16 protein-coding genes are annotated in these 15,208 nt (G+C 64.4%); 6 read left to right on the forward strand and 10 right to left on the reverse strand.

Annotation, left to right across the window (positions count from 1 at the left end; genetic code table 11):
- Positions 1-61 precede the first annotated feature (61 nt).
- Positions 62-190, forward strand: coding sequence for a hypothetical protein (locus C2U70_RS33695; RefSeq protein WP_283810388.1), 129 nt, complete (start codon positions 62-64; stop codon positions 188-190).
- 131 nt (positions 191-321) lie between these two features.
- Positions 322-957, forward strand: coding sequence for a uracil phosphoribosyltransferase (upp, locus tag C2U70_RS19250; protein WP_140979999.1), 636 nt, complete (start codon positions 322-324; stop codon positions 955-957).
- Between the two features lie 112 nt (positions 958-1,069).
- On the opposite strand, the gene C2U70_RS19255 is transcribed toward upp, so the two are convergent.
- Entirely contained in the window at positions 1,070-2,236 is a 1,167-nt protein-coding gene (locus C2U70_RS19255) for an acyl-CoA dehydrogenase family protein (RefSeq protein ID WP_140980000.1), read from the reverse strand.
- Between the two features lie 157 nt (positions 2,237-2,393).
- Between C2U70_RS19255 and C2U70_RS19260 the strand changes: the two genes are divergently transcribed.
- Together C2U70_RS19260 and C2U70_RS19265 are read left to right on the forward strand one after the other, a co-directional pair.
- Positions 2,394-2,846, forward strand: coding sequence for a MaoC family dehydratase (locus C2U70_RS19260; RefSeq protein ID WP_140980001.1), 453 nt, complete (start codon positions 2,394-2,396; stop codon positions 2,844-2,846).
- The gene (locus tag C2U70_RS19265; protein ID WP_186294359.1) at positions 2,846-3,697 is read left to right on the forward strand and encodes an HpcH/HpaI aldolase/citrate lyase family protein; all 852 of its coding nucleotides are present in this window, start codon (positions 2,846-2,848) and stop codon (positions 3,695-3,697) included. Before C2U70_RS19260 ends, C2U70_RS19265 begins: the two co-directional genes overlap by 1 nt.
- Positions 3,698-3,704: 7 nt before the next feature.
- Here the strand turns inward: C2U70_RS19265 and C2U70_RS19270 are convergent, their stop codons facing one another.
- Positions 3,705-4,109: a hypothetical protein gene (locus C2U70_RS19270; RefSeq protein ID WP_140980003.1), complete on the reverse strand. Its 405-nt coding sequence runs from the start codon at positions 4,107-4,109 to the stop codon at positions 3,705-3,707.
- Between the two features lie 245 nt (positions 4,110-4,354).
- On the opposite strand from C2U70_RS19270, the gene C2U70_RS19275 reads away from it, so the two are divergent.
- Positions 4,355-5,254, forward strand: coding sequence for a LysR substrate-binding domain-containing protein (locus C2U70_RS19275; RefSeq protein ID WP_140980004.1), 900 nt, complete (start codon positions 4,355-4,357; stop codon positions 5,252-5,254).
- A 240-nt stretch (positions 5,255-5,494) separates the two neighbouring features.
- Entirely contained in the window at positions 5,495-5,791 is a 297-nt protein-coding gene (locus tag C2U70_RS19280; protein ID WP_140980005.1) for a hypothetical protein, read from the forward strand.
- 95 nt (positions 5,792-5,886) lie between these two features.
- On the opposite strand, the gene C2U70_RS19285 is transcribed toward C2U70_RS19280, so the two are convergent.
- From C2U70_RS19285 to C2U70_RS19320, 8 genes are all read right to left on the reverse strand, one after another.
- A complete protein-coding gene (locus C2U70_RS19285; protein ID WP_140980006.1) occupies positions 5,887-7,377 on the reverse strand; it encodes an amidase in 1,491 nt (496 codons plus the stop codon).
- Positions 7,378-7,394: 17 nt separating this feature from the next.
- The gene (locus C2U70_RS19290; RefSeq protein ID WP_140980007.1) at positions 7,395-8,192 is read right to left on the reverse strand and encodes an FAD binding domain-containing protein; all 798 of its coding nucleotides are present in this window, start codon (positions 8,190-8,192) and stop codon (positions 7,395-7,397) included.
- A gap of 14 nt (positions 8,193-8,206) precedes the next feature.
- Positions 8,207-10,594, reverse strand: coding sequence for a xanthine dehydrogenase family protein molybdopterin-binding subunit (locus C2U70_RS19295; protein ID WP_140980008.1), 2,388 nt, complete (start codon positions 10,592-10,594; stop codon positions 8,207-8,209).
- Positions 10,595-10,599: 5 nt separating this feature from the next.
- On the reverse strand, positions 10,600-11,085 hold the full coding sequence (locus C2U70_RS19300; RefSeq protein ID WP_140980009.1) for a (2Fe-2S)-binding protein: 486 nt from the start codon (positions 11,083-11,085) through the stop codon (positions 10,600-10,602).
- A 2-nt stretch (positions 11,086-11,087) separates the two neighbouring features.
- Complete coding sequence (locus tag C2U70_RS19305) at positions 11,088-12,221, reverse strand: ABC transporter ATP-binding protein (RefSeq protein ID WP_140980010.1); 1,134 nt, start codon at positions 12,219-12,221, stop codon at positions 11,088-11,090.
- Between the two features lie 13 nt (positions 12,222-12,234).
- A complete protein-coding gene (locus C2U70_RS19310; RefSeq protein ID WP_140980011.1) occupies positions 12,235-13,125 on the reverse strand; it encodes an ABC transporter permease in 891 nt (296 codons plus the stop codon).
- Positions 13,122-14,012, reverse strand: a complete 891-nt coding sequence (locus C2U70_RS19315) for an ABC transporter permease (RefSeq protein WP_140980012.1) — start codon at positions 14,010-14,012, stop codon at positions 13,122-13,124. Before C2U70_RS19315 ends, C2U70_RS19310 begins: the two co-directional genes overlap by 4 nt.
- A gap of 77 nt (positions 14,013-14,089) precedes the next feature.
- The coding region (locus tag C2U70_RS19320; RefSeq protein WP_140980013.1) for an ABC transporter substrate-binding protein at positions 14,090-15,208 on the reverse strand (1,119 nt) is incomplete at its 5' end.

Consider the following 15,208-nt stretch of genomic DNA (forward strand, 5'->3'; position numbering starts at 1 on the left):
ATCAGCCTGGTGGCCGCTTTGCTGTTCGGCATGCGGATCGCCGCGCCTCGAGGCAATTGACATGAAACTTGCAAAGGCAAATCTGGAGCAGGTCGTCACCACGACCATCCTCACGGTGACGCTGAGCCTGATCTGGGGCGGCATCCTGACACTCGTGGTCACCCTGCTCGCGCGCGGGCTTGGCGCCTAGCCTAGGATTTCGCCGCGTCCTCCTGCGAGGCAGGCAGCCGGGCGCGAACCGCGGTCGCGATGCCGGGTGGACAGGACTGCGGATAGCGCCTCCGCTGGCGCATCGCTGTGGAACCGTGTAGATCGATTGGCATGAGTATCAGCAGCGTCAACGTCGTCACCCACCCCCTGATCCAGCACAAGCTCTCGCTGATGCGGGAGAAGGACCGTTCGACCAAGGGTTTTCGCGAGCTCCTGAACGAGATCGGGATGCTCCTGTGCTACGAGGTGACGCGCGACCTGCCGCTGGAGCTCGTCGAAGTTGATACCCCGATCACGACGATGCAGGCGCCAAAAATTGCCGGCAAGAAACTGACCTTTGCGCCGATCCTGCGCGCCGGCGTCGGCTTCCTCGACGGCATGCTGGCGCTGGTGCCCTCGGCGCGCGTCGCCCATATCGGGCTCTATCGCGACCCCGCCACGTTGCAGGCCGTGGAATACTACTACAAGGCGCCGCAGGACCTCTCTGACCGCACCGTGATCCTGATGGATCCGATGCTGGCAACCGGAAACTCCGCCTGCGCGGGGGCATCGCTGCTCAAGGCGCGCGGCGCCCGGGACATCCGCTTCGTCTGCCTGCTCGCGGCCCCCGAGGGCATCGCGCAATTCCAGCTCGAGCACCCCGACATCCCGATCTGGACCGCGGCGATCGACGAGCGGCTGAACGACCACGGCTACATCGTGCCGGGCCTCGGCGATGCCGGCGACCGGATGTTCGGGACCAAGTAGGCGACGACGGCTAGAGCTTTATCCGTTCCGATGGAATCGGAACGGAGCTCTAGATTCTTGTTTTGACGCGTTTTCTTGACGCGAACCGGCATCCACTTCGCTGGAAAACGCTCTAATACGACTTTGCGAGGCCGAGCACCTTCTCCGCGATGAAACTCAGCGCGAGCTGCGGACTGACCGGCGCGATGCGCGGGATCAGGATCTCGCGCAGGTAACGTTCGACATGAAACTCCTTGGCGTAACCGAAACCGCCATGGGTCATCACCGCCTGCTCGCAAGCCGAAAAACCGGCTTCGCCTGCCAGGTATTTTGCGGCATTGGCGGCAGCGCCGCAGGGCATCCCCTTGTCGTATTGCCAGGCCGCCGACATCACCATCAGCCAGGCGGCTTCGAGCTCGACCCAGTTCACGGCGAGCGGATGCTGGATGCCCTGGTTCTTGCCGATCGGGCGATTGAACACCACGCGTGTCTTGGCATATTCGGTCGCGCGTGACAGCGCCACCTTGCCGAGGCCGACCGCTTCCGCGGCGATGAGGATGCGCTCGGGGTTCATGCCCTCGAGAATGTACTGAAAACCCTTGCCCTCTTCGCCGATGCGATCCTCCATCGGGATCTCAAAATCCTCGAAGAACAATTCGTTGGAATCGACGATCTTGCGCCCCATCTTCTCGATCTCGTGGACCTTGATCCGCTTGCGGTCGAAGTCTGTGTAGAACAGGCTCAACCCGTGCGTCGGCGAGCGCACCTCCTCCAGCGGCGTGGTGCGCGCCAGCAGCAATATCTTGTGCGCGACCTGCGCGGTGGAGATCCAGACCTTCTGGCCGTTGACGATGTAGCGGTCGTTCTTGGCCACCGCACGGGTCTTGAGCTGCGTGGTGTTGAGGCCCGTGTTCGGCTCAGTGACGGCAAAGCACGCCTTCTCGCGGCCCTCGACCATCGGCGGCAACATGCGCTTGCGCTGCTCCTCGGTGCCGAACACCACGACGGGATTGAGGCCGAACACGTTGATATGCACGGCTGACGCGCCCGACATCCCGGCGCCGGATTCTGCGATGGTCCGCATCATGATCGCAGCCTCGGTGATGCCGAGCCCCGAGCCGCCATAGGCTTCCGGCACGCAGATGCCGAGCCAGCCGGCGTCGGCTAAGGCCTTATGGAAATCGTGCGGAAAACCGCCGTCGTGATCCTTCTTCAACCAATAGGCATCAGGAAAGTTTTCGCAGATTTTTGCGACGGCGTCGCGGATCGACTCCTGCTGGTCGGTGAGCGCGAAATCCATGCTCTTGATCTCCTTGACGAGAGCCGCAACCGCCGAAGCGCCACGGACCTCCCCGTCACGCCATTTCCTGCTTGAGCTAAACGTGCGTATTCTGTCAAGGATAGGAACAGCGCATGGAGCTATGCGCCAACGAGAAGAACCAAGGGAGCGAGACAGGATGGCCGGGCTCTATTTCGAGGAGTTTTCCGTGGGGCAGGAATTCAGGCATCCGCTGACCCGCACCGTGACCGAGATGGACAACACCATGTTCAGCCTGCTGACACTCAACCCGCAGCCGCTGCACATTGATGCGCATTTCGCGGCGTCGACCGAATTCGGCCAGCGCATCTTCAACAGCCTCTATACGCTCGGTATCATGATCGGCATGACGGTCTATGACACGACCATGGGCACCACCGTCGCCAATCTCGGCATGACCGACGTCACCTTTCCAAAGCCGGTCTTCCATGGCGATACGTTGCGGGCGACGACGAAGGTGCTGTCGGTGCGGGAGTCCAAATCGCGGCCCAAGGCTGGCATCGTCGAGTTCGAACACCATGCCCTCAACCAGAATGACGAGATCGTCGGCAAATGCCGCCGCATGGCGCTGATGCACAAGAGGCCGGTCTGATGCGCTCCATGCTGTTCGTGCCGGGCGATTCCCCGCGCAAATTCGAAAAGGCCAGCCAAGGAAACGCCGACGCACTGATCATCGACGTCGAGGATTCCGTCGTCGCGGAGAAGAAGGACGAGGCGCGCAAGCTCACACTCGCGATGCTCAAGGGGCAGCGCGGACCGCATCAGCTCTATGTGCGCGTCAACGCGCTCGACACAGGCATGACCCTGACCGATCTCGCCGCTATCATGCCCGGCGTGCCCGACGGCATCGTGCTGCCGAAATCGCAGGGCGGCGACGATGTGCGGCAGGTCGGGCTTTGGCTGGATGCGTTCGAGGCGGCGGCCGGCTCAAAGATCGGCGCGACCCGCATCGTTTGTGTCGCCACCGAAACCGCTGGCTCGATCTTCGGGCTCGGCTCGTACAAGAACTGCTCCCCTCGCCTCGCCGGCCTGATGTGGGGCGCCGAAGATCTGTCGGCCTCGCTCGGCGCCACCGAGAAGGCCTCTAGCGGCGTCTTCCACAGCCCCTATCGTCTTGCGCGCGATCTCTGCCTGATGGCGGCGGCCGCAGCCGAGGTCGCCCCGATCGACACCGTCTATACCGACATCGATAATCTCGCAGGTCTGGAAGCGGAAACGCGCGCGGCGCGGCGCGACGGCTTTTCGGCCAAGGCGCTGATCCATCCAAAACACGTCGACATCGTCAACGCGGCCTTCGCGCCGACGGACGCCGAACGCGCGTGGGCCGAGAAGGTGATCGCCGCATTTGCCGGCAATCCCGACGCCGGCACGCTGCGGCTCGACGGCCAGATGATCGACAAGCCACATCTGCGCGCCGCGCAGAAGATTCTGGGACTAAGCTAATTGAGTCTCAGTCAAAACTCTGCACGGGCGGCGCCGCCGAGGTCGGCTTCGGCGCAGGCGGCGCAACCGGTGCGGCGGCCTGAACCGGCGGAGCCGCAGCAGGCCGCATCTGGCCATTGGCGTTCATCGCCTCACGCGTGCGCGCTGGTGTTGTGGCGTTCACAGCCCGATTGGCGTCACCGCGCGTCCGCTGCCGCGTCGCCGATCGCGAACCTCCCCTGAGACCCCATGAGCGTGCAATCGAGGGGCCTGCGGCATAGCCGACAAACGCACCCGCGACTGCACCGACCGGCCCCAGCACGATCGCACCGGACACGGCTCCCAGTGCAGCATCGCCCGCGCGTTCCTGCGCAGCCGCACCTGCTGGCACGAACGCCAGCATCACGATCCCAGCGATCAAAGCCTTGTTCATCAGAGCGCCTCCCGTCATGGAAGATCAGTCGCCGCGAAATATGGCGGCAGCAGGTTTGTTCGTGGCCCAACAAAGGGCAATTCGACGATGGAACTGATGGCGGTGCACTCCCTCGCCGTCGGCCGCACCAGGCGGCTTCATGTCATTTGCTGAGGCAAAGGCCTGCCGCGGCGGATCGTCCCAAGGGGATTTGCCTTTACCGGTAGCACGGAACTTGCAGAAATTCTGGGCGAAACAGGCAGCGCATGAACCTCATCAGCCTCGATATCCGCATGCTCCGGTCGCTGATCTCGGTGGTCGACACCGGAAGCATCACCGAGACGGCGCGCCGGCTCGGCCGCACCCAGCCGGCGATCACGCTGCAGTTGCAGCGGCTGGAGGAGCTCACCGGCAAGCAGCTCTTCCTGCACAGCGGACGCCGGCTGACGCTGACTGAGGACGGCACCACGGTCCTGACCTACGCAAAGTCCATCCTGCGGTTGCATGACGAGCTGATCTCGCAACTGGCCTCGCAGGAGATCGAGGGCCAGGTCGTGCTCGGTACGCCCGATCTCTATGCGGCCTTCATGCTGCCCTCGATCCTCAGCGTGTTCCGAAAGTCCTTTCCGCGCATCCAGGTCGAGCTCAACTGCGCGTTGTCCACGCCGCTGGTGGGGCTCGTGAAACGCGGCGACGTCGACATCGCGCTGGTCACCCGCATGAACGATTTCACCGGCGGCCAGGTGGTGCGGCGCGAGCAGCTGGTCTGGATGACCGGCGATCAGTCCGCCGCGCATCAGGAGCGGCCGATCCCGCTGGCGCTGCTACCACCCGGAAATATCTATCGCGACTACGCCATCGACACGCTGGAGCGCGCCAACCTGCGCTGGCGCATCGCCTGCGTCAGCGAGAGCGTCGGGGGCCTACAGGCCGCCGCCTTCGCCGGCATGGCCGTCACCGTGCTCGGCCGCAGCGCGCTGGTGCCGTCGATGCGGGAGATCGGACCCAATGAGGGCTTGCCGCCGCTGCCGAAGGTCGAGTTGCTGCTGTACAAATCCAGCGGCGCAACTTCGAAGGCCGCGACCGCGCTGCACGACTACCTCGCGCATTATTTGCGGCTGGACGAGGAGTTGAGCGGCCGGGGCATCCCGATCGAGCTTTCCTGAATTGTGTCGAGGTGAATTGCAGCCGCAATCGCTGAAGGCCGTCACCGCAGAAATTTCATCTGCCTCTCCCCGCGATCACCATGCCGCGCGAGACGACGCCGAAGGCAATACTCGCCCGCAACACGCCAGGATACAAGTGCAGCGTGTGCCTGGACGCGCATATCGGGCGTTTGGGACCTGCTCGCAACTAGGATATGCTTCGAGACGTGGCGGCGGGAACCGAGACGCAACGGTGGCCTGATGTACATGTTCATTCGAAAGTACACCAAGGTTCGTTCGGTGGCGGACGCCGCGCGCCGCGCCAAGAGCGGCGTCGGTCAGATCCTGAGGGACTCGCCTGGATTCAAGTCTTATTACGTTCTGGATGGCGGCGACGGTGTCGCGGTCGGGGTGATGATCTTCGAGGACCGCGAAAGCGCCCATGCGGCGAACGACAAGGTGCGGGAGTTCGTTCAAGCGAGCATGTTTGACCTTGATCTTGGAGACCCGGAAATCATCGCCGGGGAACTTTTGGTGAGCATAAGATCTGATGGATAGCTCTTCACGGGAGCTGTTCATCACCCACGCGCACAGCGAACATCAAGCTCGGTCCGTCAAGCCATCGAATTTGCGAGGACGGCCCGGCTTGATCTTCACGCCTTGGCGTGTGCCCGGCTCTGCTCACGGAGCGCCAGCTGTGGCCAGAATTTCGACCAGGGCTGCGCTTCCTCGAACGCAGCGGCGATCTTGAAGATCGTCGGCTCGTCCAGCCAATGCGCGACGATCTGGAGGCCGATCGGCATGCCGTCGCGATCGAAGCCGCATGGCAGCGTCGCCGCCGGAAGCCCAGCGAGATTGATCGGCCAGGTGAAGGGCGACCAGCCGAGATGCGGGTCGACCGTGATGCCGTCGATCCTGTTAACGCCGAGCTGGCCGGCTTCGAACGCCGTCACCGCGACCGTCGGCGTGATCAGCGCATCGACGCGCTCGAACAGTTTTAGAAACGCAGTGCGCGCCTGGCCGCGGCGATAGCCGGCTTCGATATAGTCGGTGCCGCTATAGTGCCGTCCGGCGCTGACGACCTCGCGATAGTCGGCCTCGGAGCCCGCGAGGTCGGCCGTCGTTCGGCTCGCAACGGCAGCGGCCTGCTCGGTGAAGGCGATCGGCTTCAGCGTGTGCTCGAGGATGTCAGGGTCCAGCCCCGGGCCATCGATGCTCATCAGCGCGCCGCAGGACTCCAGAATGGCGACCGCCGTGTTGAAGGCCGCGCGGACGTCGGGACTGACGGCGGCATAGCCGAGATCGACGCTGGCGCCGATGCGAACGCCATTCAGCGGTCCCGGCCTGGTGTCGAAGCGGCGCGGCGACACCGGCAGGCTCGCGGGATCGCGCAAATCGTAGCCCGCGATGATCTCCAGCGCGAGCGCAGCATCGGTCACGGTGCGCGTGATCGGCCCGGTATGGGCGAGCGAGGCCCAGGACGGCGGCGAAAATCCCGGCGAGCGCGGCACCAGACCAAATGTCGGCTTGAAGCCGAATACGCCGCAGAACGATGACGGCACGCGGATTGAGCCGACGCCGTCGGTACCGATCGCAATCGGCCCGCAGCCGGCCGCAACGGCGGCGGCCGCACCACCACTCGATCCGCCGCTGGTGCGGTCGAGATTCCAGGGGTTTCGCGTGGTGCCCGTCACCGGACTGTCAGCGGTGAGCTTGTAGCCGGACTCGCAAGTGGTGGTCTTGCAGGTGATGATCGCGCCGGATGCCCTGAGCGCCGACACCACGGCCGCGTCCACGTCAGGTACGAAGGCCTTGTTCATCGGCGAGCCGCCATGGGCGGGCACGCCGGCAACGAACACAAGGTCCTTGATCGTGACGGGCACGCCGGCGAACGCCCCCTTGGCTTCGCCTGCGCGCATCGCCTTGGTGAGGCGATCGGCATCCGCCCTCGCCTGCTCGTACATCGGCGTCACCACCGTGTTGCAGGCCTCATCGGTTGCCTTCAGCGCCGCAATCGTGTCGTCGACGACGTCGCGCGGGGTGAACGCCTTGCGCTTGTAGCCGGCAATGATCTCGGTCGCAGAGAGCGCGCCGAGGCCAGTCGGCGCCGGCTGTGAAGCCGTTCGTCCGGTACCATCAGTCATCATCAATCCCAGAAGTTTTACGTCAGCGCCGCGTCCACCGCGCGTTTGGCCATCACCGTCACCAGATGGGCACGGTAATCGGCTTCAGCGTGGATGTCGGAGGTCAGGCCATCGGTATCGATCTTGATCGCCGCAATCGCGGACGGATCAAAATTCTGCGACAGCGCCGCCTCCATCGGAGGAACGCGGAACACGCCGGGACCCGCGCCGGTTACGGCGACGCGGACGCCATCGGCGAATTTCGCGACGAACACGCCAACCAGCGCATAACGCGACGCCGGCGCCTTGAACTTTGCGTAACCCGCCTTCAACGGCAGGGGAAAGCGGATCGCGGTGATGATCTCATTCGGTTCCAGTGCGGTCTCGAACAGGCCGCGGAAGAACTTGTCGGCCGTGATCTCGCGCGTGCTGGTGATGACGGTGGCGCCGAGGCCGAGGACGCCAGCCGGATAGTCGGCCGCCGGATCGTTGTTGGCGACCGAGCCGCCGATCGTGCCGCGGTTGCGCACGGCGGGATCGCCGATCATCGATGCCAGCGCCGCAAGCGCCGGCAGCTTTGTCTGCACCAGTTTGGAAGCGGCAACCACCGCATGCGGCGTCATCGCGCCGATGGTGATGGTGGCACCCTCGTCGGTGATGCCCTTGAGGTTGCCGAGTTTTGACAGATCGATCAGCGCGGGCGGGTTGGCGAGACGCTGCTTCAGGGTCGGCAACAATGTCATGCCGCCCGCAAGGATCTTGGCGTCCTCGACCGAGATCAGGAGCTTGGCGGCTTCCGGGATCTGACCGGGCTGGTGATACGCAAACGGTTTCATTTTCGTTGTCCTCCCTATTCCGCGGCAACCGGCAATGAGGCGTTCTGGAGCAGGCGCCAGATCCGGTTCGGCGTCGCGGGCATGTCGACATGGGTGACGCCGAGATGCGAGAGCGCATCGACGACCGCGTTGATGACGGCCGCCGGCGAGCCGATGGTGCCGACCTCGCCGCAACCCTTCACGCCCATCGGCGTGTGCGTGCACAGCGTCGAATGCGTCGCGACCGTCATCATCGGCAAATGGTCGGCACGCGGCATGCAGTAGTCCATCAACGATCCCGACAGGAGCTGGCCGGAGCCCTCGTCATAGACCGCGTTCTCATAGAGGGCCTGGCCGACGCCCTGCACGATGCCGCCATGCAACTGTCCCTCGACGATCATCGGGTTGATGACCGTGCCGACGTCGTCCACCGCGGTGTAGTTGACGAGCGTCACCGTTCCCGTCTCCGGATCGACCTCGACCTCGGCGATATGGCAGCCGCCGGGATAGGTGAAGTTGACGGGGTCGTAATAGGCCTGCTCCTCCAGCCCCGGCTCCAGTACTTCGAGCGGATAGTCGTGCGGCACATAGGCCGCGCCCGCGATCTCCTCGAACGTTTTCGTGCGATCCGTGCCGGCCACCGAGAATTTGCCGGCCTCGAACTGAATGTCGACCTCGGCCGCTTCGAGCAGATGCGCTGCGATCTTCTTGCCCTTGACGATCACCTTGTCGGCGGCTTTCGACAGCGCCGCACCGCCGACGACGAGGGAACGCGAGCCATAGGTGCCCATGCCGAACTGCACGCGATCGGTGTCGCCGAACACGATGTCGACATTCTCGAAGGCCACGCCCAGTCTGTCCGAGACGATCTGCGCAAAGGTCGTCTCGTGACCCTGGCCGTGATTGTGGGTGCCGATCAGCACCGTCACCTGCCCCGTCGGATGCACCCGCACCGTGGCGCTCTCGTAGAGACCGCCGCGCGCACCCAGCCGTCCGGCAAAGCGCGAGGGCGCCAGCCCACAGGCTTCGACATAGGTGGAGTAGCCGAGCCCGCGGAACTTGCCCCTGCTGGCTGACGCCGCCTTGCGCGCGCCAAAATTCTTCACGTCGGCCGCGACCAGCGCGCCGTCGAGGCATCCAACCGGATCGCCGGAATCGTACTGCACCAGCACCGGCGTCTGGTAGGGATAGGCTTCCTTCGGGATCATGTTGCGGCGGCGGATCTCGACGCGGTCGATGCCCATCTCGGCCGCCGCAACGTCAACGATGCGCTCCAGCACGAAGGTCGCCTCGGGACGGCCTGCGCCGCGATAGGCGTCAACCGGCACGGTGTTGGTGAAGACCACCTTCACGTTGCAGTAGATCGCCGGCGTGGTGTAGACGCCGCCCAGCAGGGGGCCGTAGAGATTGGTCGGGATGTTCGGCCCGAAAGTCGAGAGATAGCCGCCCATATTGGCGAGCGTCTTGACCCGGAAAGCGAGGAATTTTCCGGTCTCATCAAGCGCGAGCTCGGCCTCGGTGACGTGATCGCGGCCATGGCGATCCGAGACGTAGCCTTCGGAGCGGCTCGCGACCCATTTGATTGGCCGCCTCACCCGCTTCGCGGCCCAGGTGATCACGGCTTCTTCGCCATAGTGGAACTGCTTGACGCCAAAGCCGCCGCCGACATCAGGCGCCACCACGCGCAGCTTGTGCTGCGGGATGTTCAGCACCAGGGCGCCCATCAGGAAGCGCACGACGTGCGGGAATTGGCTGGTGGTCCACAGCGTGTAGCGATCGGTGCCGGGCTCGTATTCGGCGATCGCCGCACGCGGCTCCATCGGGTTGCCGATCAGGCGGTTGTTGACCAGGCTGAGCTTTGCGACATGCGCCGCCTTCTTGAACGCGGTCTCGACCGCGGCCTTGTCGCCGAGTTCCCAGTCGCAGCAGATATTGTTCGGCACGTCGTCGAACAATTGCGGTGCGCCCGGCCCGACCGCATCGAGCACGCCGACGACGGAGGGCAAGACCTCATAGTCGACTGTCAGCAGCTCGGCGGCGGCGCTGGCCTGCTCCGGCGTCTCCGCGACGACGAAGGCCACAATGTCGCCGACGAAGCGGACCTTGCCCTGCGCCAGCATCGGATAGGGCGGCTCCTTCATCGGCACGCCCTTGGCGTCGGTGATGCCCCAGCCGCAGGGCAGCGAGCCCAACTTGTCGGCGGCAACGTCGTCACCCGTCAAAACGGCGACCACGCCGGGCGCGGCCAGCGCCGCGCTCTTGTTGATGCCGCGGATCACCGCATGTCCGTGCGGCGAGCGCACGAACACGCCCGCAGTCATGCCCGGCCGCTTGATGTCGGCGACATAGTTGCCGCGACCGGTGAGGAAGCGCTGGTCTTCCTTCCGCTTGGGTGCCGCCCCGATCCCGATGACGTTGCCCATGACGATCAACCTCCCTTGGCGGCGTTCATGGCGGCAGCGCCGGCCATCACGGAAACGACGATGTTCTGGTAGCCGGTGCAGCGGCAGATATTGCCCTCGAGGCCGTGGCGGACGTCGGCCTCGGTCAGATCAGGCTTCTCGGTCGCGAGCGCGATCGCCGTCATCAGCATGCCCGGCGTACAGAAGCCGCATTGCAGGCCGTGATGCTCGCGAAACGCCTCCTGCATCGGGTGCATCAGGTTCGAGCCGGGCGCGCCCTGCAGGCCCTCGATCGTGAGAAGCGTCGCACCGTCGAGCGCGGGCGCGAGCAGCGTGCAGCTCTTCACCGGCAGGCCGTCGAGATGCACCACGCAGGCACCGCACTGGCTGGTGTCGCAGCCGATATGGGTGCCCGTAAGATTGAGTTGCTCGCGCAAGAGGTCGGCGACGAGGGTCGCCGGCTCGGCCTCGACCGTGGTTGGCCGTCCGTTGAGTGTGAAGGATATCTGCACGATCAAAACTCCCTTTGCGCGACGGATCTTTGGGCGAGTGGACGGGCGCTGCAGGTGGCCCATGTGGCCATCACGACGTCGCCGACGGTGAGGGGATCCGCGAAGAAGGTCCTTTCCGGCACGTAGGCGACGAACTCGTCGTCGGGCACGGTGTCGAGCATGACCTTGACGAAATAGCCCTGATATTCGATCGCGAGCACCCGGCTCGGCAGTGAGGTCGCGCAGCCTTCCGGCAGCGCCTGGCCCGGACGGACCAGTGCAATGTCGTCACGGCGCACGGCGATATCGACCTGGTCGCCGATGCTGACCTTGGCGCGCGCCTGAAGCGGCACCTCGATCCCGTCGGACGCAGCCTGCGCGAGCGTGAAGCTGGCGCCATTGACCTTCTCGACCCGGCCGGACAGCACGTTCTGACCGCCCATGAACTCGGCGACGTAGCGGTCGTGCGGGTGGGCATAGACGTCGCGCGCGGCTCCCGCCTGCTTGATCTTGCCGTGCTCCATCACCACGACGAGATCGGCGAGCGCGATCGCCTCGAGCTGGGTGTGGGTGACGTGGATGAAGGTGATGCCGAGCTCGCGCTGCATCCGCCGCAACTCCTGGCGCATCTGGACGCGGAGCTGCTCGTCGAGCGCCGACAGCGGTTCGTCCAGCAGCAGCACACGCGGCTCCGTGATCGCGGCACGCGCCAGCGCGACGCGCTGCTGCTGGCCGCCGGAGAGTTGCGCCGGCAGGCGGTCGGCAAAGCTCGTCAGCCGCACCTTCTCGATCATGGCGTCGGCGGCGCGCAGCCGGTCGCCCCTGGACATGCCGCGCACGCGCAGCGCGAAGGCGATGTTGTCGCGCACGGTTAGATGCGGAAACAGCGCGTAGGACTGGAACATCATCGCGGTACGCCGCTGCACCGGCGCGAGCCCGACCACGTTCTGGCCGCCGATCACGATCTCGCCGGCGCTCGGATCCTCGTGCCCTGCGATCATCCGCAAAATCGTGGTCTTGCCGCAGCCGGAGGGGCCGATGAAGCAGCAATAGGCGCCGTCGGCGATCTTGAGATTGACGCCGTCGACCACATTGGTCACGCCGTCAAAGCTCTTGCAGACACCCGCCAGTTCGATATCGCCGCGCTCGATTGCCATGCCCTGAAAACCTCTAGCCTTCCGCCGCCCGGCCGCGCCGCTTCTGGATCAGCACGATGCTGCCGAGACTTGCGCCGATGACGATGAAGGAGATGATCGTCGTCACCGTCCCCAGCGCGTAGAGCGAAGGCGAGGTGACGTTGAGCGTCATGCTCCAGATCTCGAGCGGCAGCGTGTTGAGCGAGCCCGCCGTCTGCAGGCTGCGGGCGAACTCGTCATAGGATAAAGTGAAGCCGAACAGCGCGACCGCGACGATGCCGGGCGCCAGCACCGGCACGATGACGAGCCAGATGGTCTGCCAGCGGCTCGCACCGAGGTCGTAGGCCGCCTCGTCCCAGGCACGGTTGTAGCGCGACATCACCGCGAACATCACGAGCACGCCGAACGGCAGCGTCCAGGAGAGCTGCGCGCCGAGCGCCGACGTGTACCAGCTCGCATTCAGCCCGAGCGCCTGGAACAGGAGGCCGGTGCCGAGCCCGAGCACCAGCCCGGGCGCCACCAGGCTGCCGATCATCATGTAGAACACCACGCCATCGCCCCAGAACCGCTTGCGGAAACCGAGGCCGGCGAGGAATGAGATCACCACCGTGATGATGGTCACGATGACCGCGAGCTTGATCGAGCGATCGAACGAGCCCTTGACGTCGCCGGTCCGTACCTGGGTGAAGAGATCGACGAACCAGTGCAGCGACTGGCCCTTCATCGGGAACACCAACCCGCCGCGGATATCCTGGAACGACAGAATGTAGATGCAGATCATCGGACCGTAGAGCGCCAGCACATAGAGCGCGAACAGCGTCGCCAGCGCGTAGAAGGTCCAGGGGCGATTGCCTTTGCTCGGCGCAATCGCCTTGGTCGATGGCGGTGCGATCGTGTCGCGCATGTCGGCGGTGACCGCGCTCATGAGGTGATCTCCCGGCGAATATCGACGGTGCGCAGGATCAGCGACACGATGGCGACCAGCACCAGCGTCAGGAGCACGGCGCTTGCGGCCGCGTTCGGATATTGCAGCACGCCGACGTCCTCGTAGAACGCGCTGACCACAGACGCCGAGCCGCCGCCCGACATCACCTTGACCACGAAAAAATCGCCCATCACGATCGAGACCACGAAGATGGTGCCGAGTGCGATGCCGCTCTTGGACATCGGCACCACGATCAGGCGCATGATGTCGAATCGGCTGGCGCCCGCGTCGATCGCGGCCTCGATCAGCTTCTTGTCGATCCGCGCCATGGAATTGAAGATCGGCACGATCATGAAGATCGTGAGCTGGTGCACATAGGCGATGACGACGGCGAGGTCCGAGAAGAGCAGCACTTCCAGCGGCTGTCGGATCACCCCTAGCGCCAGCAGCGCCTGGTTGATCAGGCCTTCCTTGCCGAGCAGCGGAATCCAGGAAATCATCCGGATGATGTTCGAGGTCCAGAACGGCACCGTGCAGAGCAGGAACAGGCCGATCGCCAGCAACTGGTTGCGGACGTGGAACACCAGGAAATAGGCCACGAAGAAGCCGATGATGAGCGTGAAGACCCAGGTCAGCACCGTGAACTTGATCGTGGCCAGGTAAAGCTTCAGCGTCAGCGCCGAGTGCAGGATCTCGACATAGCTTGCAAGCGTGAAGCCCGGCGTCAGGCCGCCGAACCCGTCGGTGGCGAAGAAGCTCGCAGCCAGCACCACCAGGATTGGCGCAACGAAGAACGGCACGAGCACCAGGACCAGCGGCGACACATAGAGCCAGCCGGCGAGATTTGCGCGCGGGGACGTTTGAGCTGGACTGGCACTTGGCTGCATATCGAAGCCTTGAAGTCGTCTATTGCCGCCGGCGCGTCGCCGCGCCGGCGCTCGTGTCAGGTCAGGGAAAGCAGGATTTACGCCACCTTGAAGTCGTTCCAGCGCTTGTTCATGTAGGCGGCCTCGTCCATCAGCGTGTTCCAGCAGGAGATGTTCTTGACGCGGTCGAGGAACGAGCCGCCGTCGCGCTTGGTGCCGGATTTCTCCATCGGCACGCCGTAGGGATCGTTGATCACCTCCGGCGCAGGCTGGCCCTCGTACCAGAACGCCCATTCCGCAGGCGTCAAAAACTTCTTCGCGGTCGACGGCACCGGGCTGTAATAACCGTAGCGCGCGACGAAGCCGCCCTGCCAGCCGGACAGATACCAGTTGAGATATTCGTAGGCAGCATCGAGCTTCTTGCCGGAGAGGTGCTTCATCAGCCCCATGCCGTTGCACCAGCCGCGATAGCCCTCCTTGCCGTTCTTGACGTTGACGGGCGCGTAGACGCAGGGGATTTCCTTGACGCGCACGGCGGCCACGGCCGGCGACCACATCGACTGAATCACCACCTCGCCCGCAGCCATCAACTGCACCGACTGGTCGAACGTGGTCCAGGTCGCACGGAACTGGCCCTGCTTCTTCAGCTCGATCAGCTTGTTGCAGGTGAAGTCGATCTCCTCCTTGGTCATATTGCCCTTGTTGCCATACTTGATCAGGCCGGCGCTTTCGAAGCACAGCGCGGCGTCCATGATGCCGATGGCGGGCACGTCGAGGATCGCGGCCTTGCCCTTGAATTTCGGATCGATCAGGTCTTTCCACTCGGTCACCTCGTGACCGACGAGGTCGGGGCGATAGCCGATGGAGTCGGCGTTGTAGACCTGCGGCAGGAAGGTCGCCCATTCCGTAACGCCGTCGTTGAGATCAGTCGCGTCGGGCTTCGCAATGTACATGGCCTCATAGGGCGAAATGCCCTGGCGTGGGATCTTGTGGCCGTCAATCTCGCCCTTGGTGAAGATCGGCAGGATGTTGTCGAACTCCTTGATCTTCTTGACCTCGATGCCCTGGATGACGCTACGCTTGGCGGCGAGCTTGGCCTGCCATCCCTCGAGGTCAGCGATATCGACCGTATTAGGCTGGCTTATGAAGCGGTTGATGGCGGCCGAGGTGTCGAGATTCTGCATCGTTACCTTGAAACCGAGATCCTTGGCGGCCTG

Source organism: Bradyrhizobium guangdongense, from assembly GCF_006483445.1.
Taxonomy (GTDB): Bacteria; Pseudomonadota; Alphaproteobacteria; order Rhizobiales; family Xanthobacteraceae; genus Bradyrhizobium; species Bradyrhizobium guangdongense_A.